Origin of the sequence: Kutzneria sp. CA-103260 (genome assembly GCF_018263855.1) — a bacterium.
GTDB lineage: Bacteria > Actinomycetota > Actinomycetes > Mycobacteriales > Pseudonocardiaceae > Kutzneria.
Genome location: NZ_CP073318.1, coordinates 1514299 through 1535902 on the forward strand (window position 1 = coordinate 1514299; position 21604 = coordinate 1535902).

Consider the following 21604-nt stretch of genomic DNA (forward strand, 5'->3'; position numbering starts at 1 on the left):
TGGGTGGCGAGGCATCCTTCCGGGTAGGGCTGAGGTTCGGCCACTAGTTCCGAGTCAGCGCCCGGGTCAGGCCGGCGAGGACAGCGATGCCCAGGATCCATGAGCACACCGTCATCACCGCGGCGACGATCTGGGCTGCCCCTGTGAAATGGACGGTGCCGCGCTGGCCGATGCTCAGCACCGGGAGCAGCAGGTCCAGGGCGTACAGCGCCGGCTGGTAGTCGCCGGAGCTGCCCGGCAGCGGCCGCTGGTCCCGGAAGTACAGCCACCCCGCCAGCCACAGGATCCCCAGCCACCCCGCCGCCCGCCACGGCACGTAGCCATAGCCGACCGCCACATCCTGCAACCAACCCCAAGGCTTGCTCCACAACGGCAGATGACGGCGTCGATGCCGTTGCCGGGCAAGGAGAACAACGCGGGCGTCGCGGTCGTTGCCGACGTTGCGGAGCGTGCTGGCCAGTTGGGCATAGGGCTGAGGGCGGTAGCCGTCGGGAAGGCCGCGGCGAAGCCAGTCGAGCCAGCGGGTGGCGGGCACGTCGAGCGGGTGCAGGGCGGAGTAGGTCAGGCCGTGCAGGCTGAGCTTGCCGGGCTCGGGCCAGTCATCAGGGTGGTGTTCCAGAACGCGGACAGTCACGTCAGTCAGGCGCATGCGGCCGTGCGGCGTGCCGGTCAGCCTCAGCCGGTCGGCACGTGTCTGGGGCAGGCCGACTGTGTCGACGTTCTCCACGGCCAAACGGATAACGCCGGTGACCCGGCAGGAGAAGAGGTCCAGCATTCCACGAACCGTGAAGTTTTCATCGGCCAGTATGTCTTCTCCGACGGTCAGATGATTGGCTCGCAGCACGTAGCCATCCGGATTGTGCAAGGTGGCGTCACGCAGCGTCAGTTGTCCTCCGATGCGAGCACCTCCGAGTTGCATGGTGCCAGTGCTGTGGAAGCCGAACCAGCAGAAGACGTTGCCGCTGACGTCGAGACCTTCCGCGTTCAGCGTGTTGCCCTCGCTGACGAGCACGGCGCCCTCAAGGTCGAGGTCGCCCCGAATGTGGGCGCCGATCATGTGCATCTCACCGTCGACGTGGCACTGGCGGACGAAGAAGCCGGAGTCGACCGACATGCTGTCGGCGTTGAATGCTATGGCGTCGGAGTAGCTCAGCACAGCGTTCACGAGACTCAGTTGACCGCGGATGTGCGCTCCCGAAAGGCGTGTCTCGCCGACCACGGAGAATCCGAAGTCCAAAAACACGTCACCGTCCACGACTATCGCCGATGCCATGAGTGCGACCTCGTCTGGATTGGACAGGGTGGCGGCCTTGAGGGTGAGAGTGCCGCCGACGCGAGCACCGGGAAGCCGGAACGCCCCAGTCACCCGCAACCCGCCACGACCGAACACGCCAGTGCCAACGTGCAGACTGTCTCCACTGAAGGCATCGCCACCCGGGTTCGACAAGACGGTGCCATTGAGTCCGAGTTGACCGTCGACACGGGCGCTCATCATGGAGAAGCCACCGACGACAACGCTCCGGTTCGCCACGAGATCGCCTTCGACATGCATTTTGTCGAAGGCCACTGCGGTGGCCTCAGGACAGTCGAGGATGGCGTCCGAGAGGATGAAGTCTCGACCTATCGTCGCGGAAGCGAAGCAGATTCGCCCGATTGCCCTGAATTCGACGCCCGCCAACACGTTGCCGCCGATCTTGGCTGAGTCGGCGTAGATGGCGTCGTCGGAGAGGTTCGAGATGGTCGCGGTGGAAAGGTTGAAGTCGCCCTCGATCCGGGCTCCAGGCAGCGAGACCTCTCCGACCGCGCTAAAACCACGGTGGAGGAGCACGTCGCGACCGAAATCCGCGGCGGCCGCGCTCAGGGCGATGCCGTTGGGGTTGAACAGGCGTGCCCCGCTCAGCTCCAGGCGGCCGCTGACATGGGCGTTGTCGAGGTCCAGCCGCCCCGTGCACAGGAGGCCGTCGAGGTTCAGTTCGCCGTCGGTGCGCAGACCGTCGGCGTTGATGCCGGGCACTCGGCAGTCCTGGATGAACACGGCCTGGGTGCGGGTGGCGCTGAGATCGATCGGCTCGTCGAACCAGCATTCGAGGAAGGCGAAGGGCTGGTCGATGCGGCCGTGACTGAGGTCGAGGGAGCCGGTGATGCGGGCGCCGGCCAGTTGCAGGCCGCCGACATGCCCGAGGAGCGAGGGTGGGCATGCCAGGAGCAACTCGCGAAGGACCTCGGCCCGCACTGTGCGGGTCGGGCCCCAGATGTGCGTCGGGTCGGTGCCCTCGGGGCGGACGTCGACCAGGTCACCGCGGCGAAAGGCGGTCCACAGGCGGCGTTCCAGCTGGGTCCAGCGTTGCCGTGCGGTGGCCATGCGTCCCCCAAATACGGACCGTCCCGGCCTGGGATCATGCCAGGCCGGGACGGGCGATGGGGGCAGACCAGTCAGACCGGTCAGACCAGGTTGAGCAGCCGGAGGTCGGCGGCGTACTTGCGGATCAGGTCGGCGGTGATGTGCGGGATGTCCTTGTCGGGACCGATCTTGGCGGCCTGGACGGCGGCCTGGAAGCGGTCGGTGGGGACACCGGCGCCGTTGACGGCCTCGGCGGGCTGGGTGTAGGCGTGCAGCACGGGTAGCAAGGAGTGCTGCCGCTGCTTCTCGGGCAGGGCCCTGATGCCCTGGGAGAACCGCTCGAACCACTCGGTGTAGTCGTCGATGCGGACGATGGTGTTGCCGTCGTCGACCAGCCAGTCGACGATGATGTCCAGGGAGATGCCGTCGGCGTGCGGATTGAGCACGTTGAAGGTGCGATACCCCTGGCTGGTCTCGGATCCGATGGTGGTGATGGCCTCGGCGGTGAAGTCCGCGGGCAGGCCGTCGTAGTGCGCGGGCCCGGAACCGGGGCGGTAGAAGGACTTCGGGGCGACGCCGGTGGCGATGAGGCTGAGCAGCAGGCGGGTGAAGATGTCGGGCACGTTGAGCTGCCCGTGGTAGCGGCTGTGCGCGAGGATCATGTCGGAGCGGAACACCGACACCGGCAGGCCGCACAGGTCGTGGGCCTCCCGCAGGAGGACCTCGCCGCCCCACTTGCTGATGGCGTAACCGTTGGCGTAGCCGTCGTTGAGCTCCCGCACGGGGCTGGTGACCCGGATGTCGGCATCCTCGACGCCGATGGCCGGGTCGTCGAAGACGACGGCGACGGTGGACAAGTAGGTGATCGGCTTGATCCGCGTGGTCAGCGCCATCCGGATCAGCTCGGCGGTGCCGACGACGTTGGGGCCGAACAGCTGGTCGTACGGCAGCACGTGGTTGACGAGGGCGGCCGGGTGGCTGATGAAGTCCACGGTGTCGGCAAGTCGTTGCCACGTCAGCGAATCGAGGCCCAGGTTGGGCTCGCCGATGTCGCCGGCCAGCACCTCCAGGTGCTTGGCCGCGAGCTCACGGAAGTGGGCCAGCAGCGCCGGATCGCCGCTGTCGAAGGCTTCTTCCAACCGGGCCCGGGCGGCCTCGGCGTCCCGACCGCGGACGATGCAGATCAGCTTGCCGCCGACCGGGGCGAGCCGTTCCAACCACTCAAGGCAGATGAACCGGCCGAGGTAGCCGTTGGCCCCGGTGAGCAGGACTGTCCGAACAGGACCGTCGGCCCGCGGGAGCGACGTGGCGTCAGCCAGGGTCGAAGCGTCGATGAACTTGGCCAGCTTCAGGTCCTCGGCCCGAGCCTGGGTGCTGCCGACGCCGTGCACGGTGGCGAAGGTGGGCCGCTCGGAGCCGGACTCCACCTGCGACTCGATGATCTCGGACAGCCGGCGCAGCGTGTTGGCGGCGCTGATCACCACGCCGACCGGCACATCGACCTCGAAGATGTCCTTGAGCAGGTTGGAGAACGTCAGCGCGGACAGCGAATCGCCGCCGAGGTCGGTGAAGTGCGAGTCCGGCGACGGCGCGCCGGACGACTGGCCCAGCACGGCCTGCGCGGCCCGCAGCACGGCGGCCAACACCGGCTGCTGCCGGCCCGACCGGCGCAACTCGTCGAGCTCGCTGGCCTCCCGCTCGGCCAGCTCGGTGTAGATTTGCTCCAGCCGCGGGGCGTAGTGGTCCCGCAGCCGCGGCCGCATCAGCTTGCGGATGTCCGACAGCAGCCCGTTCTCGGTGCTGAACGGCTCGGTCTCGATCAGGAAGTCGCGCGGGATCTCGTACGAGTTCAGCCCGGCTTCCTTGGCGATCTGGCCCAGGGAGGCGGCGATGTCGGGCTTGGACGCGCCGTCGGCCGGCACGACCACGGCGAGCAGGTAGGCCCGCTCGCTGCTGCCGTACACGTAGATCTGGTTGATCAGCGGGCTGGCCGCGTACAGGGCCTCCAGCTTGGACACGGCCACGAACTCGCCCTGCGACAGCTTGAGCACGTTCTTGCGGCGGTCCACGTACACCAGGTGGTCCGGCTCGATCTCGGCCATGATGTCGCCGGTGTGGTAATAGCCGTCGGCGTCGAACAGCTCGGCGGTGACGTCGGGCCGCTTGTAGTAGCCGGGGATGATCGTCTCGGTGCGCAGCAGCAGCTCGCCGCGCGGGTGCGGGCTGTCGGTCTTGAAGTAGCCCAGCTCCGGCACGTCGTCCAGCTTGTAGTCGAGCACCGGCGGGCGGGCGACCCGGCCGTCGATCATGATGGCGCCGGCCTCGGTGGAGCCGAAGCCGTCACGCAGCGGGAAGCCCAGGCATTCGGTGATGAATGCGGCGACCTCGGCCGACAGCGGCGCCGAGCCGGTCACGGCCCACACCAGCCGGCCGCCGAGGAACGTCTCCCGCAGCGTGGCCGGGTCCTCGCCCTTGTGCCGCTGGTACAGCATGTCGCACACCCGCGGCACGATCATCAGCTCGGCCGGGCGGACCAGGTCGATGTCCTCGAACAGGGTGGACTGGTCGCTGCTGGCGGTGAAGTAGCTGGTGCCGCCGGTGGCCAGGTTCCGGACCAGCATCGCGCGCCCGGCGGCGTGGCTGAGCGGCATGAAGCTCAGGCCCACGCTGGGGTGCTCGGCGGCCTCCGGGAACCAGCCGCGCCACAGGTTGCCGACCAGGCGGGACGGGTACATTGCGCCCTTGGGTGCACCGGTGCTGCCGGAGGTGTAGATCAGCAGGGCGAGTTCGTCGGGCTCCCACTCGTGCGCCGGCTGGGCCGGCAGCGCGCGGCCGCGGGCGATCACGTCGGTCAGCGAGTCGAGCACGACCGGGCGGCCGGACTCGGCCAGTCGCTGCTGGGCCGCCTCGAACTTCTCCCGCTCGTCGTCGGCCTCGGGGTGGTAGTCGAACACGACGACCCGGCGCAGCGACGCGGCCTCGGCCGTCGTCTCGACGGCCAGGTCGAGCAGGTCGATGCTGGTGGCGACGATCAGCGGCTCGGTCTCGGCCACGATCGGCGCGAGGTGGGCGGCCGTGGCGCTGTTCTGCAGCGGCACGGCCACCGCGCCGGCGCGCACGCAGGCCAGGTCGACGATCGCGTAGTCGCTGCTGGTGAAACCCAATGTGCAGACAACGTCGCCGGGCTGGAGCGGGTGCTCGCCGTGCTGACACCAGTCAGCGGCGATGGCGGCGGTGCGGTCCTGCACCTCGCGGTAGGCGATGGTGTCGAAACGCGGCAGCAGTCGCAGCGTGGTGCGCCCGGTGGCCGGGTCGGTCACGGGCTCGGTGGCCCGCTCACCCAGGGCCGGCCGGTCCGCGTAGGCGGTCAACGCCAGCTCGATCTGCCGGTGGAGGGGAGTGTCCGGATCCCGGATCACCGCCGTGACGGCCTGGTCCGGCATCGCGTCCCGAAGCTGGTGGTCGGTGGCCAGCAGGTGAGCCAGCCGCCGATCCCTGTCACTCTGCGCACCGGTCGAGGACGACCGATCTTCCCCAGATAGTTGCATTCTCTAACTATCTACCCCTGGGTGGCGGCTGGTCTACCCAGCGCTATTGTGAGGCGCGACTCATTGTGGCCAATTATGCACTACTGGTAACCTTTTCCGCTTTTTGTGAGTCCTACTCGGAAATCGGGCATACCGGTATCAGTGGCGCTTTTCCGCCCGTAGCACAGTGTCCCGGACGTGGTGACTGCCCGGCGGCGGGGGTGTGGTGCGCAGCCGTGTCTCGTCGACCAGCACCTTCCACTCGTCACCCAGTGTCGCGGCGATCTCGGACGGCCAGTGATAGTCGTCCCGGTCGAACTCCGCCGGGAGATCGGCCGGGTCGTGGCCGACGACCAGCAGTGTGCCGCCCGGTGCGACCGCCGCCAGCAGGCCGTGCACGCTGGAATTCTCCTTGGTGAGCGGGAAGTACTGCACCGACACCAGGTCGAACGCGCGCGCGGGCGGGGGCGTGACGGCCAGGTCGGCATGTGTCCAACTCACCCGATCGCCGGCGTTCAGTTTGGCCGCGCGGTCCAGCGCCGTCCGGGAGATGTCCACGGCCGTGACCATCCATCCCCGGCTGGCCAGCCAGTGCGCGTCGGCCCCCTCGCCGCAGCCCACGTCGAGGGCCTGTCCCGGCGTCATGCCGGCCACTTCCGTCACCAGCACGCCGTTGGGATTGCCGCTGAAAAGCTGGTCCCGGCTGCCGTACAGCTCGTCCCAGTACCGTTGATCCATGCCGGTCAACCTGCATGACGCCCGGCGACGGTGACAAAGCTCTTTGCCGAAACCGCAACACCGCAGGCGATCGCTATGATCGACGGAACGATCAAACGATCAGCGAGGCGGGGGCATGCGGGAATCGGGCGAGGACCGGCGGCGGCGCATCCAGTCGGCGGTCGACGAGCGGGGCGAGGCCCGGGTCACCGATCTGGCCGCCGAGCTGGCGGTGTCGGTGGTGACCGTGCGCCGGGACGTGGAGGAGCTGGCGCTGGCCGGCCGACTCGACCGGGGCCACGGAGTGGCCCGCTCCAAGGTTGCCGCGCAGCCTCGGCCGCCGGCCCGGGGCAAGGACGTGGCGCTGGTGATCCCGGAACGGCACGCCTATCTGGACGAGGCGGTGAACGGGGCCCGCGCGGCGCTGGCTGCCGCTGGCCTGCGGGCAGTGCTGCACATCGCGCCGCGAGTGGCTGGTGCCGAGCAACCCATCGCGGAGCGCGCCGTGGCCGACGGCGTCTGTGGCCTGCTGATCGCTCCCCGCTGGCGGACGCGGGAGGCGGAGGAGGCCGACTACGAGTGGCTGGCCGGGCTGGCCGTGCCAGTGGTGATGATGGAGCGCCGCCCGCGCCCGGGAAGTGTGCTCTATGCGGCGGACTCGGCCAGCACGGACCACTGGTACGGCATGCACCTGGCGATCGATCACCTCGTCGGGCTGGGGCACCGGCGGATCGTGCTCGCCGCCCGCGACGACAGTCCGACGGCGCGCACGCTGCGGTCGGCGTTCGAGGAGATCGTCATGGCCCGGCTGGAAGTCGACGAGTGGGCGGTGACGCTGAGCGCGCCGGACGCGTGCGCCGACCCGAATGACCCGGAGCCCTCGCTGCCGGTGGTCGAGCTGATCGGGGCCGTGGGCGCGACCGCGGCGGTGATGCACAGCGATGTGGACGCGTTGATGCTGGTCCAGCAGCTGGACGAGGCCGGGATCAGGGTGCCGGAAGACTGCTCGGTGGTGGCCTACGACGACGTGGTCGCGCCCATGGGCAGCACGCCACTGACCGCGGTCGCGCCGCCGAAGGACGAGGTCGGCCGGGCGGCGGCGGAGCTGTTGCTGGCCCGGCTGGCCGGCCGCGAGCGGCGGCCCCGGCACGTGACCGTGCTGCCCGAGCTGAAGATCCGGCGGTCAACTCTGATCGTTTGATCGAATCATCGCGATGGATTGACCGTTAATCGCTCATCCGCACATACTCGGCCCGTGCGCAGACCACGAACCGCCCTCGCCATGGCGCCGGCCGCCGCTGCGGCCGTGCTCGACGAGCCGGCCCTCGCCGCGTTGCGCCGGGTCTGCGAGCTGGCGCCCGGGCCGGCACTGGACGACCTGACCACGCGGCAGGCCCGGCATGTCCTGCGGGACGTCGAGTTACTGGTCACCGGCTGGGGCTGCCCGCCACTGGACGCCGCAGTGCTGGCCGCGGCCCCGAACCTGCGCGCGGTGGTGCACACGGGAGGCTCCGTGCGGGGCCACATCACCGAGGAGTGCTGGGCGCGGGGCATCGAGGTCGCTTCCGCCGCCGCGGCGAACGCGCTGCCGGTCGCGGAGTACACCGTGGCGATGATTCTGTTGAGCGGCAAGCGGATTCTCGAACGGGCCCGGGACTACCGGACGGCCCGCCACGAGGGCGACTGGCTTGCGGTACCGGCGGGCGTGGGCAACTTCGACCGCACGGTGGGCATCCTGTCGGCCTCGATGATCGGGCGGCGCGTCATCGAGTTGTTGTGGCAGCACAGTTTCCGGATCCTGTTGCACGACCCGTACGTGACGGCGGCGCAGGCAGCGGACCTCGGCGCGGAGCTGGTCGGCCTGGCCGACCTGTTCGCGCGCAGTGACGTGGTCAGCGTGCACACGCCGCTGCTGCCGGCGACCCGGGGTTTGGTCGGGCGAGAACTCATCGACTCGATGCGGCCCGACGCCGTGCTGATCAACACCGCTCGCGGTGCGATCCTCGACCACGACGCGCTGGCCGAGGCCACCGCGGCCGGCCGGATCCGCGCGGTGCTCGACGTCACCGAGCCCGAACCGCTGCCAGCCGACCACCCCCTGTGGGACCACGACAACGTGCTGATCACGCCCCACCTCGCCGGCTCACAGGGCACCGAGTGGCGTCGCCTGGCCAATGCCGCGGTGGCGGAGGTCGCGCGGTGGGCGGCGGGCCGGGGATTCGCGCATTCCGTGCCGCGCGAGGGTCTGGGCCGTATCGCATGACCACGGAAGACCGGCGACTGAACCCCCACACCGGCTACACGCGCCGGCACTGGGAGGCGATCGCCGACGGGCTGGTCGAGGCGGCGTGGCGGTGGGCGAGCCCACGTGGGGCGCGGCTCGACCTGCCGGGGCCGCCGTCGTCGAACGGGGCCCGCTCGGACGGGCTCGAAGGCTATGCCCGGACCTTCCTCGCCGCCGCGTTCCGCATCGCCGGAGCTGGTGGCGACGACCCGCACGACTGGCTTCCCCGTTACGCCGAAGGCCTCCGGGCCGGCACCCGCGCCCCCGGTCGGGACGATGCCGACTCGTGGCCGACGATCCTCGATCACGACGTGGCCGGCCAGCCGATGGTCGAGTCCGCGTCGGTGGCCATCGGGCTGCGGCTGACCCGGCCCTGGCTGTGGGACCGGCTGGACGAGCCGGCCCAGGACCGCGTCGAGAACTGGCTGCGCGGGGCGCTGCGGCACGTGGCGTCGCCGAACAACTGGTACCTGTTTCCGTTCACGGTGGCGGGTTTCCTGGAATCGGTCGGCCGTGGCGACGGCGAGACGGCACGGGCCCGCACTCGCGCCCTGGAACTGCTCGACGCCTGGTATCGAGGTGACGGCTGGTATTCGGACGGCGACGGCCGGGCCTTCGACCACTACAACGGCTGGGCACTGCACCTGTACCCGGTGCTCGACGCGCATCTGACCGGCAAGCACGACGTGCACGGGGACCGGTTGCGCCGGCATCTCGCGGATCTGTCGTTGATGTTCGGTGGCGACGGCGCGCCGTTGCACTTCGGCCGCTCACTGACTTATCGGTTCGCCGCCGCGTCGGCGATCGGCCTCGGCGCGGTCACCGGCGACACGCCGCTCGCGCCCGGGGTTTCCCGTCGGCTGCTGAGCGGGGCGCTGCGGCACTTCGTCGACCGAGGGGCCTTCTCCCCGGACGGCTTGCTCAGTATCGGCTGGCACGGGCCGCATCGGCCGACCGCGCAGCACTACTCCGGCCCTGGATCGCCGTACTGGGCGTCGAAGGCGTTCGTGTGCCTGCTCGCACCGCCTGACCATCCGTTGTGGACGGACCCGGAACTGCCGGCCCCAGTGGAGGAAGAGGACCGGGTGGTCGCACTGCCGGCTCCGGGCCTGCTGCTCCAGTCCACTGTGGCGGATGGAATCGTTCGTCTGCACAACCATGGCAGCGACCACGTGCGCCCAGAGGAAGGCGAGGGGGCGGCCGGCGACGATCCGCACTACGGCCGGCTGGCGTACTCCACCCACACCGGGCCGACAGCGGTCGGCAACCCCGCCGACAACCACCTGGACGTCATCGTGGACGGAGTTCGCAGCGTCCGGCGGCGGATCCATCCGCTGGGCACCGGGCCGGACTGGGCCGCGTCCTGGCATCGGCCGGTGTTCGTGTCGGGTTCGCCGATGCGTCCGGGCCTGCGGGTCGAGTCGATGACGTTGGCGCGCGGACCGTGGGAGCTCCGCGCGCACCGGATCGTCGCCGCGCCCTGCGGCAGCCGGGTCTCGCTCACCGGGTGGGCGGTTGGTCTTGAGGCGACCTCCGAGCTGTTTCCCTTGCACGGTTGGGAGACACCGGATGAGGTGAGGGCCCCGCACGGGACCGCGTACACCCGCTGGGCCGTGATGCCCCGGCTCACGGCCGACGCGGAGGGGACCTGTCTGTTCGCCGCGCTGGCCCTGCTCACCGCCGATCTGGCGCCGCCGTCGCCGCCGGTCGTCGAGGTCCCCGAAGGGGACCGGATCATCGTGCACTGGAGGGACGGCAGCCACACCCGGATCAGCTTCGAACCTTTGGTGGTGACGCACTCGTGAGACGTGCCCTGCTGCTCGTGACCGCTGCCCTCGTCGTCGGGCTCGCGCCCCCGGCACACGCTGACGCCTATGAACGCGTGCTCAACGGCTCCTTCGCCGCCGGCAAGACGCCGTGGTGGAGCAGTGGTAGCACACCGTCCCAGGTGGACGGCGGACGACTCTGTGCGAACGTGCCGGCCGGCACGGTCAACCCGTGGGACTCGATGATCGGCGAGAACGACATCCCGCTGGAAACCGGCCAGCCTTACACCCTGCGCTTCACCGCCGCCGCGACCGCGAACGTCACCATCCGGGCCGGCCTGGCGCTGGCCACACCGCCGAACACGTCGATGTTCACCAAGACCGCCTCGGTGACCACCACCCCGAAGACGTTCACCCTCACCGGAACGGCGACCATCGCGACGCTGAGCGGCCAGCTGGGCTTCCAACTCGGCGGCAATGGCGGTGCGTACACGTTCTGCCTGGACGACGTGTCGCTGACCGGTGGCGTGATCCCGCCCGGCGGCGGTCACGACTACGGTTCCCCGGTTCGGGTCAACCAGCTCGGCTATCTGCCGGACGGGCCCAAGCAGGCGTCCATTGTGGACTCTTCGAGCAAACCGCTGGCCTGGCAGCTCAAGGACTCCGCTGGCCGGGCGGTCGACAGTGGCCGGACCCGGGTCTCCGGCGACGACGCCATGTCCGGGGACCACGTGCACATCGCCGACTTCTCCGGGTTCCGTCGCGCCGGCAAGGGCTACACCCTGGCCGTCGGGTCGGCGGTCAGCCAACCGTTCGACATCGCCGGCGATCTCTACGACTCGCTGCGCCGCGACTCGCTGGAGTACTTCTACTACAACCGAAGCGGCACACCGATCGAAGCCCAGTACGTCGGTGACGCCTACGCCCGGCCGGCCGGGCATGTCGGCGTGGTGCCGAACAAGGGCGACGTCAGCGTGCCATGCCTGCCCGGAACCTGCGACTACAGCCTCGATGTCGCCGGCGGCTGGTACGACGCGGGGGACCAGGGCAAGTACGTCGTCAACGGCGGCATCGCGGCGTGGCAGCTGATGGACGCGTACGAACGGTCGCTGGACACCGGGGACCGCGCCGGCCTGAAGGACGGACTGCTGGCGATTCCGGAGAACCGCAACGGCATCCCCGACGTCCTCGACGAGTCCCGGTGGGAGATGCAGTTCCTGCTGAGCATGCAGGTGCCGGCCGGCCAGCCGCTGGCCGGCATGGCCCACCACAAGATCCATGACCTGGCGTGGACGCCGCTGCCGACACAGCCCCAGAACGACCCCCAGCCGCGCTACCTGCACCCGCCGTCAACGGCCGCCACGCTCAACCTCGCCGCGGCCGCGGCCCAGTGCGCACGCGTGTGGGCCCGCTGGGACAAGGCTTTCTCCCAACAGTGCCTGGCCGCCGCACGCACGGCCTGGCAGGCCGCGCTGGCCCACCCGGCGATCTACGCCCCGGCCGACGACAGCGTCGGCGGCGGCGCCTACGACGACACGAACGTCAGCGACGAGTTCTCCTGGGCGGCGGCCGAGCTGTACGCCACCACTGGTGACAAGCAGTACCTGGCCCAAGTGACCGGCAAGATCACCTCCGACGGTTTCTCCTGGCGGGACACGGGTGCGCTGACCGACCTGACGATCGTGCGGGTGCCGTGGCGGTTCCCGCCGGCTCACGTCGCCGCTGCCCGCGCCCGGGTGCTCAAGGTCGCCGACGGCTACGTCCGCGACCTGAAGTCCCAGGGCTACCCCAACCCGTACCTGCCCACGGACGGTCAGTACGTGTGGGGTTCCAACAGCGCCACCACCAACAACGCGCTGGTCATCGCCACTGCCTATGACCTGACCCACCGACCGGCCTACCGCGACGCCGTGCTGGAGTCGATGGACTACCTGTTGGGGCGCAACGCCTTGAACCAGTCCTTCGTCGCCGGCTACGGCGAGTGGGCCAGCCACAACGAGCACACCCGGATCTTCGCCCACGAGCTGGATCCCAAGCTGCCCGGCCCGCCCGCCGGCGCGCTGGCCGGCGGCCCCAACTCCGGTCTGCAGGATCCGGTGGCCCAGCAGAACCTGCCCGGCTGCCGGCCGGCGAAGTGCTACGTCGACGAGATCGACTCGTACTCCACCAACGAGATGGCCATCAACTGGAACTCCTCGCTGGCCTGGCTGGCCGGCTTCGCGGATTCCCTGCGACCGTAACGGAAAGGAGGTCCACAATGAGGTGGACCGCCGCTCTGCTCCTGCTGATTGCGTTAGCCGTCCCGGTCAACGCGGCCACCATCGGCTTCTACGTCAACCCCGACTCGGCCCCGGCGGTGTGGGTTCGCAACAACCCCAACGATTCCCGGGCCGCCGCCATCCAGTCCGCCATCGCCGGCAAGCCGATCGCCCGCTGGTTCGGCGCTGATCCGAACATCGGGACCACCGTCGGCAGCTACGTCGGCGCGGCGGCCAGCCACAACCAGCTGCCGGTGGTGGTGGCGTACAACATTCCCAAACGGGACATCTGTGCCGGCGAATCCAGCGGCGGTGCCAGCGGTGTCGGTGACTACGAGACCTGGATCGCCGGCTTCGCCGCGGGTGTCGGCAGCAAGGCAGCGGCTGTGGTGATCGAGCCCGACGCGCTGGCCGGCATCAGCTGCATGACCTCGTCCTCGGACATCTCCGACCGGCTGACCGAGCTCAGCTTCGCCACCCAGATGTTCCAGCAGAAGGCCCCCAACGCCCAGGTCTACCTGGACGCCGGCCATGCCGGCTGGATCGACGCCTCGACCATGGCCAGCCGGCTGAACTCGGCCGGCATCCACAACATCCGGGGGTTCGCGCTGAACGTGTCCAACTTCCAGACCACCAGCGCCTCGATCAGCTACGCCAACTCCGTCAACGCGGCCCTCGGCTACAGCCCGAAGTTCGTGATCGACACCAGCCGCAACGGCAACGGCTCCAACGGCGAGTGGTGCAACCCCGCCGGACGCAAGCTCGGCACACCGCCGCAGACCGGCGGCGGCGCGGACATGCTGCTGTGGGTCAAGACTCCCGGCGTGTCCGACGGTCAGTGCGGCGTCGCGCCGTCGACACCGGCCGGGCAGTTCAACCCCGACCTGGCCGTCCGGCTGATCAACGGCACGTGATGGGTCGCCTAGAAGGGAAAGTCGTAGGGTGAGGGTATGGAACCCTTTGTGCCGCGCGCCACCGACGAGGAACTGGCGGATCTCCAGGCCCGGTTGCGGGCCACGCGGTGGCCGGACGCGCCGGAGGACGCGGGGTGGTCCCTGGGCGTGGACGTGGACTACCTCCGGGACCTGGTCGAGTACTGGGCCGACGGGTTCGACTGGCGGGCCCAGGAAGCGAGGCTGGCTAGGTTCCCGCGATTCCGGTCCGATGGGATCCATTTCGTGCATGCCAAGGCCAAGGAGCCGGCGCTGCCAGTGGTGCTGTGCCACGGCTGGCCGGACTCGTTCTGGCGGTACGAGAAGGTGATCGGGCTGTTGACGAACCCGGAGGACCCGGCCGACGCCTTCCACGTGGTGGTGCCGGACATGCCGGGCTACGGGTACTCGGACCGGCCGGCTCAACCGCTGAACTCCATCGAGGTGGCGGGCATGTGGGCGCGGCTGATGAGGGAGCTGGGCTACGAGCGGTTCGGGGCAGCCGGCGGCGACATCGGCAGCCACGTGAGCCGGTACCTGGGGCTGGACCACCCGGAGCGGGTGGTGGCGGTGCACCGGACGGACGGCGGCATTCCGGTCTACACGGGCGATCCGGCCGAGCTGACCCAGGAAGAACGGGACTGGATGCAGGGCGCGGCGGCCTGGGGTGCGACCGAGGGCGCGTACGCGGCGATGCACCGGACGAAGCCGCAGACGGCGGCGGTGGGCCTGACCGACTCGCCGGCCGGGCTGGCCGCCTGGATCGTGGAGAAGCTGCGCTCCTGGAGCGACGACTTCGACCGGAGCTACACCAGGGACGAGATCCTCACCAACGTGATGATCTACTGGCTGACCGGCACCATCGGCTCCTCGATGCGGATGTACCACGTCAACGGCAAGATTCCGCCGGCCCAGCACATGCGGCGGGTCGAGGTGCCGTCGGGCTTCTCGCTGTTCCCGGGGGACCTGCTCACGCCGCCGAAGGCCTGGCTGGAACGCACGGCCAATCTGGTCCACCTCAGGGAAATGCCGCGCGGCGGGCACTTCCCGTCGTTCGAGGAGCCGGAGCTGTACGCGGCCGAGTTGCGTGAGTTCTTCCGGCCCTACCGCGCGACTGGGTTGCACAACTAGACTTAGCTGGTCTACGGTCGATTCCATGCAGATCGGCGTAGCGACATTCATCACCGACGAGGGCATCGGCCCGGCGGACCTGGGCCGTGCCCTGGAGGAGCGGGGGTTCGACTCGCTGTTCGTCGCCGAGCACTCGCACATCCCGGCCAGCCGCGAGACGCCGTACCCGGCCGGCGGCGACCTGCCCCGGATCTACTACCGCACATTGGATCCATTCGTCGCGCTGACGGCGGCCGCGGTGGTGACGACCCGGCTCCAGGTGGCCACCGGCGTCGCGCTGGCGATCCAGCGGGACGTGATCCACACGGCCAAGGAGGTCGCCAGCCTCGACCTGGTGTCTGGCGGGCGCTTCCTGTTCGGTGTCGGCGCGGGCTGGAACATCGAGGAGATGCGCGACCACGGCACGGATCCAGCCACCCGTGGCCGGCGGCTGGACGAGACCCTGGTGGCGCTGAAGCGGATCTGGGCGGACGAGAAGGCCGAGTTCCACGGCGAGCACATCGACTTCGAGCCGATGTTCGCCTGGCCCAAGCCGGCGCCGCGGACGCCGATCTACATCGGTGGCGGCAGCAAGGCGGCGCTGCGCCGGGTGGTGGAGCACGGTGACGGCTGGCTGGCGTTGGCCGTGCCGCCGAAGGTGATCAGCCAGACCCGGCAGCACTTCGATGACCAGGGTCGGGGCGACGCCAAGATCGCGTTCTTCGGCTGCCCGCCCAAGGCCGAGGCGATCGCCGGCTACCAGGAGGCCGGCGTCGACCACCTCACTCTGATGCTGCCGACCCTGCCCAAGGACGAGACGCTGTCCACTTTGGACGAGTTCGCCCAGCTGGCGGCCAAGTTCACAGCGTAGCCAGGAAATCTGCCAGCCGCTGGGCCAGCAGGTCGGGCGCCTCGACCGGAATGGCGTGCCCGACGCCGTCGAGGACATCGACGGGCCGGCCCAGTGACCGCAGATAGTCCAGCGACACCAGCTGATCCTCGCCGCCGTGCAACACCAGCAACGGCTTCGTCAACGAGGCCACCACCTCGACCTCGTTGACGAACCGGCCCTCGCCGACGCTGGCGGCCAGCCCGGAGCGGGCGGCGGGGTCGGTGGCCAGGATGTCCGGCACGAACACGTCCGGCGACACCGCCGAGCCGGGAGCGAGCATCGCGTTGGCGTAGGCGATGGCGTCGTCGGTGCTCACCTCGCCCTGGAAGCCGACGTTGAAGGCCGGGTTGGGCAGGAAGGCCTCGGCCAGCGAGGCGGCGGTGGCGATCGGCGGCGTCCCGAAGATCACGAACCCGGCGGCGTGGTCCAGCGACCGGGCCGCGTGCAACACCGCGTGCCCGCCGAGGCTCCAGCCGACCACCACAGCGTCCTTCGGCACGAAGTCGGCCAGCGCCGAGGCGTAGACCGGCAGCGAGTAGCCGGCCACCCGGGGCGACGCCCCGTGACCGGGCAGATCGACGGCCAGGCACCGAAAGCGCGAGCCGAACGGCCCGTCGAGCACGCCCTGCCAGACCGCCGATGACGAGGAGTTGCCGTGCACCAGCACGACGGTCCGGCCGGTGCCGGCGCTGCTGCGGTACGCGAGTTCGAAGCCCATGGCCGCAGCCTAAGCCGCGGACACGGTGATCAGTCGGCCAGGTGCGCGCCGAGACGGCCCAACACGGCCCGAATGTCCGGCCGGCGGGCCGAGCCCATCCGGGTCAGGGCGTAGACCTTGCGGGTCACCGGCGCGGCCAGCGGGTGCAGACTGATCGGGCCGTGCCCGTCGGGGATGGCCATCCGCGGCACGAGCGCGACGCCCGCGTCGGTGGCCACCAGGGCGATGAGCACGCTGAAATCGGACGCCTCGGCCACGATGTCCGGCACGAAGCCGGCCGCGCCGCAGGCCCGTTGGATCATCTCGTTGCAGGAGAACTCCTTGGACGGCGCGAGCCAGGTGTCCTCGGCGAACCGGGCCAGTCGGACCTTCTGCCCCGGCGCGAGACCTCGCCGTGCCGCGGCCCCGGCCGACAGCGCGAACAGCACCGGCTCCTCGAGGATGTCGTGCACCTCGCAGTTGGCCGGCGTCGGCCGGGGGAGCAGTGTGTAGCTGTGCACGATGGCGATGTCGGCCTCCTCATGCAGCAACGCCGTCGCCGCATCCGGCTCGCCCTCGACCAGTCGCAGCGAGACGCCGGGCACATCTGTCCACATTGGAGCGACGAGAGCTCGGGCGGCGGTGGGGAAGGCGGCGAGGCGGACAGTGCCGGTGCCGCTGGCCTTCAACGCGGCGAGCGCGGACTCCGCGGCGTTGAGGTCGCCGAAGATGATGTCAGCGTGCGAGACGAGCAGCCGCCCGGCCGCCGTCAGCACGACGTTGCGGCCGCGCTTCTCCAGCAGCGGCACGCCGGCCTCGCGCTCCAGCACAGCCAGCTGCTGCGACACCGCGGGCCCGGTGAGCTGCATCGCGTCGGCGGTGGCGGCCACCGTGCCCTGCTGGGCGAACTCGTGCAGCAACTTCAGCCGACGCACGTCAATCATAAAACAACACTAACTGATCGGAGTGGAAAGTCTAAATGGACCTAATTGATTGACCGCTCCAGACTGGGGTCATGAAAGCCCCGTTGGCCATAACCGCCACCGTTGTCCTGTGGGCGTCGGCCTTCCCGGCGGTCCGCGTCGGCCTCGATGGATACGGGCCGTTCGGCCTGTCCATCCTGCGTCTCGCTGTCGCTTCCGTCGCCCTGCTGGCGGCCGCGCCGCTGCTGGGGGTGCGCTTGCCGGCGCGAAAAGACCTGCCGTTGATCGCGTTGTGCGGGCTCAGCGGCATGGCCGCCTACCAGCTGCTGTTGAACTGGGGCGAGGTGCACGTGCCCGCCGGCACGGCCAGCCTGCTGGTGGCGACCGCGCCGGTGTTCAGTGCCGGCCTGGCCGCGATCTGGCTGGGGGAGCGCCTGACCGGCCGCAAGATCGTCGGCAGCGTCGTGGCGCTGGCCGGCTCCGCGCTGATCGCCGTCTCCGGCGGCACCGTGCAGTACGCCGACGCGGCCTGGGTGCTGCTGGCCGCCGCGGCCGTGCAGGGGGTCTACCACTTCGCCACGAAACCGTTGCTGCGCAAGTACTCCGGGCTCGAAGTGGCCTGCTACGCGATATGGGCCGGCACGATCTTCTCCCTGCCGCTGGCCCCCGACGCGGTGCGGGGCCTCGCCCACGCACCGCTCGGGTCCACCCTGGCGGTCCTGTTCCTGGCCCTGCTGCCCTCGGCCGTCGGCTTCGTGCTGTGGGGCTACGGCGTCGCCCGCTACAGCGTCACCGTGGCCACGGCCGCCCTCTATCTGGTGCCGGTCGTGGCCATCGCGGTGTCCTACGTCTGGCTGGGCGAAGTGCCGCGGCCGATCGAACTGATCGGCGGCGCGGTCAGCATCGCCGGGGTGGTGCTGATCAGCGTGCGAAAGGATCAGGCCACGTCGGCGACGATCGAGTCGCCGCCGGGCGGCACCGAGCCGCGGGGCAGGCCGCGGCCGGCGAAGAAGGAACGGCAGCTGCGGTAGACGATCGCCATCAGCGGCACGCCGACGGCGATGGCCAGCACGCCGATCACCGCGACGCCGCCGATGCCGAAGACGGTGGTCTCGCCGCTGTCCGGCTGGGCGTAGTAGATCACCGCGGCCACCAGGACCAGCGCGAAGAACAGGCCGCCGAGCAGGGGCAGCAGGCCGCGCATGACGAAGTTGCGGGCGCTGGACAGCAGGGTCTTGCGGAAGATCCACACGCAGGCCAGCGAGGTCATCGCGTACTCGACGCCGATGGTCAGCCCGACGGCGCTCACCGAGTCGGACAGCACGTCCGTGCTGACCAGCGACAGCACGACGTAGATGACGAACGAGACGATGCCGAAGGCCCAGGTGGACACGGTCGGCGTGAGGTAGCGGGGGTGCACCTTGCCGAACACCGACGGCAGCGCGCCGTGCACGGCCATCGACAGCGTGGTGCGGGCGCACGGCATGATCGTGGCCTGGCTGCTGGCGGCCGCGCTGGTCAGCACCGAGACGATCAGCAGCACCCCCATGACCTTGCCGAAGGTGCCGTCGCCGAACACAGCGCCGCCCAGTCCAGCCAGCACGTCGTCGGAGTTGTCGGAATTGCCCAGTCCGATGCCGTCCTTGCCGATGCCGGCGAAGGCCAGCGCGGCGATCGTGACGACGACGTAGTTCAGCACCAGCAGCACCGTCGAGATCACGGCCGCTTTGCCCGGGCTGCGGCGGGGATCGGCGGACTCCTCGTTCACCGACACCGAGCTGTCCCAGCCCCAGTACAGGAACACGGCCGGCAGCGTGGCCGCGACGAACGCGCCGAGGCCGATGCCGGACGGCCACAGCCAGCTCCAGTCCGGAGTGGACGCCTGCGGGCCGGCGGTGCCGGCGAACACCCGCCACAGCGCGACCACCGAGAAGACCACGAGCACCGCGAGCTCGACGGCCAGCAGCGCCCACTGCATCCGGGCCGAGACCTCGATGCCCCGGAAGCAGATCCAGCACAGCAGCACCAGCCAGGCCAGACCGACCGCCATCACGGCGAACTTGTTGTCGGCCAACGAGTCCAGGCCGAACAGCAGCAGCGTGTACTTGCCGGAGATGGCGGACTGGCTGGTCATGGCCAGCAGCTGGGCGATGGTCACCACCCAGCCGGACATCCAGCCCACCTTGCTGCCGAAGGCCCGGGTGGCCCAGGTGAAGTTGGTGCCGCAGTCCGGCTCGGCCGAGTTCAGCTCACGAAAGGCCAGCGCCACGAACAGCACCGGCACGAACGCGAACAACACGAACCAGGCCGCCTGGAAGCCGGTGCCGGCGATCACCAGCAGGCCCAGCGTGGCCGCGATGGAGTAGGCCGGAGCCGTCGACGCGGTGCCGATCACCACCGAGGACACCATGCTCAGAGCGCCCCGGCGCAGGCCCTTGCTCTCGGCGGAAGGGGGGATCGCGTGCGCGACGACTTCGGTCATGTGAACCTCCGGGACGATGGTGAGCGGGATTCCGGATTCACGACCGTTGTAGTCGGCACTCCGGGCCGAGGAAGAAAGATACGTCAACCAGGACGGGCCGTGCGAGCAGCGCTGGTGATCGTCGACACGTAACGCGGGAACTCCGGGGGCTTGCCGGGTAACGGCATGATGGCCGGGTGGACTACGACGAGTACCGGCGATTCGACGCGGTGGGCCTGGCCGAGCTGGTGGCCCGGAGCGAGGTGTCGGCGGCGGAGCTGCTGGAGGTGGCGATCGGGCGGGCCGAACAGGTCAATCCCCGCCTGAACGCGATCGCCCGGCCGATGCACGACATCGCCCGCGAGCGGGCCAAGTCCGAGCTGTCGGGGCCGTTCGCCGGGGTGCCGTTCCTGATCAAGGACCTCGGCCAGGACTACCAGGGCCTGCCGACGGGCGGGGGATCGCGGTCGCTACGCGGGCACCGGGCGGCGGAGCACAGTGTGGTGGTGCGGCGCTGGCTGGACGCGGGGCTGGTGGTCTTCGGCAAGACGACGACGCCGGAGTTCGGCACGAAGGCCGTGACGGAGTCCGTGGCCACGGGCGCGACCCGAAACCCGTGGCATCTGGACCACACGCCGGGCGGATCCTCGGGCGGCACGGCCGCGGCGGTGGCAGCCGGCGTCGTGCCGGTGGCGGGGGCCAGCGACGGCGGCGGCTCGATCCGCATCCCGGCAGCGTGCTGCGGCCTGTTCGGGCTCAAGCCGGGGCGGGGCGTGGTGCCGGCCGGTCCGCTGGCGGCGGAGTCGTTCCACGGCGCGGCCACCGACGGCGTCATCTCCCGGACGGTCCGCGACACCGCCGCGATGTTGGACGTCCTGACGGCCACTCGCGACCTCGGCGGCCCGTACCTGTCGGCGCGGCCCGACGACTCCTATCGCAACCTGGCCGCCCGCGAGCCCGGCAAACTCCGGATCGGCTTCACCACCAAGTCTCCGATCGGCGCGCCGGTGGACGCCGAGGCGGTGGCCGCGGTGGAACACGCGGCCAAGGTGTTGGCCGAGCTGGGCCACGAGGTGGAGCCGGCCGAGCCGGCCATCGACGGGAACCGTCTCGCCCAGGACTTCCTCGGCGCCTGGTGCGCCAACGCCGCCTTCGTCATGGCCCGGATCGGCGGCCCGAAGTCGGGCTTCGAGCTCGACACCCGCCTGCTCGGCGCGGCGGCGTGGGGCACGCGCGCCCCCGAGCACGTCGCGACCCTCGCCCGGTGGAACGAGTACAGCCGGGCGCTGGCCGCCTTCCACGAGCGCTACGACCTGCTGCTCACGCCCACGCTGGCTCGGCCGCCGGTGCGTGTCGGCGAGCTCGCCACTCCGCCGGCCGTGCGGATTCTGGGCGAGATCCTGTTGAGCCTCAACATGGTCGGCACCTTCAGCCGGACGAAGGCGTGGCGTGACCAGATCGTCGCCAACCTCGGGCCGGTTCCGTTCACCCAGCTGGCCAATATCACCGGCCGCCCGGCCATGTCGGTGCCGCTGCACCACACCGCGAAGGGCCTCCCGCTGGGCGTGCAGTTCGTCGGCGGCCTCGGGACCGAACCGACCCTGCTGGCCCTCGCAAGCCAGCTGGAGGCCCATCAGCCCTGGGCCGATCGGCGGCCGACGGCAGTGTGAGTGGTCCGACGAGCACGCCTCAGGAC

15 protein-coding genes are annotated in these 21604 nt (G+C 70.1%); 9 read left to right on the plus strand and 6 right to left on the minus strand.

All coding sequences use genetic code 11. The annotated features are described in order from the left end of the window. Positions 1–43 precede the first annotated feature (43 nt). The 3 genes from JJ691_RS06710 to JJ691_RS06720 form a co-directional block, all read right to left on the minus strand. Complete coding sequence (locus JJ691_RS06710) at positions 44–2362, minus strand: hypothetical protein (RefSeq protein WP_211767917.1); 2319 nt, start codon at positions 2360–2362, stop codon at positions 44–46. An 80-nt stretch (positions 2363–2442) separates the two neighbouring features. Continuing rightward, complete coding sequence (car, locus tag JJ691_RS06715) at positions 2443–5889, minus strand: carboxylic acid reductase (RefSeq protein WP_249227739.1); 3447 nt, start codon at positions 5887–5889, stop codon at positions 2443–2445. A 138-nt stretch (positions 5890–6027) separates the two neighbouring features. After that, complete coding sequence (locus tag JJ691_RS06720; RefSeq protein ID WP_211767918.1) at positions 6028–6606, minus strand: class I SAM-dependent methyltransferase; 579 nt, start codon at positions 6604–6606, stop codon at positions 6028–6030. A gap of 115 nt (positions 6607–6721) precedes the next feature. On the opposite strand from JJ691_RS06720, the gene JJ691_RS06725 reads away from it, so the two are divergent. From JJ691_RS06725 to JJ691_RS06755, 7 genes are read left to right on the plus strand one after another with little or no spacing between them, the layout of a single operon-like run. Further along, a complete protein-coding gene (locus JJ691_RS06725) occupies positions 6722–7786 on the plus strand; it encodes a substrate-binding domain-containing protein (protein WP_211767919.1) in 1065 nt (354 codons plus the stop codon). A 54-nt stretch (positions 7787–7840) separates the two neighbouring features. Then, on the plus strand, positions 7841–8848 hold the full coding sequence (locus JJ691_RS06730; protein WP_211767920.1) for a hydroxyacid dehydrogenase: 1008 nt from the start codon (positions 7841–7843) through the stop codon (positions 8846–8848). Beyond that, the gene (locus JJ691_RS06735; RefSeq protein WP_211767921.1) at positions 8845–10674 is read left to right on the plus strand and encodes a DUF2264 domain-containing protein; all 1830 of its coding nucleotides are present in this window, start codon (positions 8845–8847) and stop codon (positions 10672–10674) included. Before JJ691_RS06730 ends, JJ691_RS06735 begins: the two co-directional genes overlap by 4 nt. Continuing rightward, positions 10671–12875, plus strand: a complete 2205-nt coding sequence (locus JJ691_RS06740; protein WP_249227740.1) for a glycoside hydrolase family 9 protein — start codon at positions 10671–10673, stop codon at positions 12873–12875. The genes JJ691_RS06735 and JJ691_RS06740 overlap by 4 nt, the downstream gene beginning before the upstream one ends. A gap of 17 nt (positions 12876–12892) precedes the next feature. Further along, positions 12893–13807 carry a glycoside hydrolase family 6 protein gene (locus tag JJ691_RS06745; protein ID WP_211767922.1) on the plus strand — a complete coding sequence of 305 codons (915 nt, stop codon included), beginning with the start codon at positions 12893–12895 and terminating at the stop codon, positions 13805–13807. A 36-nt stretch (positions 13808–13843) separates the two neighbouring features. After that, positions 13844–14956 (plus strand): epoxide hydrolase family protein, encoded by a 1113-nt coding sequence (locus JJ691_RS06750; protein ID WP_211767923.1) that lies wholly within the window; start codon positions 13844–13846, stop codon positions 14954–14956. 25 nt (positions 14957–14981) lie between these two features. Then, positions 14982–15806: an LLM class F420-dependent oxidoreductase gene (locus JJ691_RS06755; RefSeq protein ID WP_211767924.1), complete on the plus strand. Its 825-nt coding sequence runs from the start codon at positions 14982–14984 to the stop codon at positions 15804–15806. Here the strand turns inward: JJ691_RS06755 and JJ691_RS06760 are convergent. Next, positions 15796–16545, minus strand: coding sequence for an alpha/beta fold hydrolase (locus JJ691_RS06760; RefSeq protein WP_211767925.1), 750 nt, complete (start codon positions 16543–16545; stop codon positions 15796–15798). The two genes, JJ691_RS06755 and JJ691_RS06760, sit on opposite strands and share 11 nt — an antisense overlap. 29 nt (positions 16546–16574) lie before the next feature. Continuing rightward, positions 16575–17468, minus strand: a complete 894-nt coding sequence (locus tag JJ691_RS06765) for a LysR family transcriptional regulator (protein ID WP_211767926.1) — start codon at positions 17466–17468, stop codon at positions 16575–16577. A 71-nt stretch (positions 17469–17539) separates the two neighbouring features. On the opposite strand from JJ691_RS06765, the gene JJ691_RS06770 reads away from it, so the two are divergent. Beyond that, entirely contained in the window at positions 17540–18478 is a 939-nt protein-coding gene (locus JJ691_RS06770) for a DMT family transporter (RefSeq protein WP_211767927.1), read from the plus strand. Here the strand turns inward: JJ691_RS06770 and JJ691_RS06775 are convergent. Then, a complete protein-coding gene (locus JJ691_RS06775; RefSeq protein ID WP_211767928.1) occupies positions 18385–19929 on the minus strand; it encodes an APC family permease in 1545 nt (514 codons plus the stop codon). The two genes, JJ691_RS06770 and JJ691_RS06775, sit on opposite strands and share 94 nt — an antisense overlap. 176 nt (positions 19930–20105) lie before the next feature. Here JJ691_RS06775 and JJ691_RS06780 point away from each other — a divergent pair, with 176 nt between their 5' ends. Next, the gene (locus JJ691_RS06780) at positions 20106–21578 is read left to right on the plus strand and encodes an amidase (protein ID WP_211767929.1); all 1473 of its coding nucleotides are present in this window, start codon (positions 20106–20108) and stop codon (positions 21576–21578) included. Positions 21579–21604: the final 26 nt, after the last annotated feature.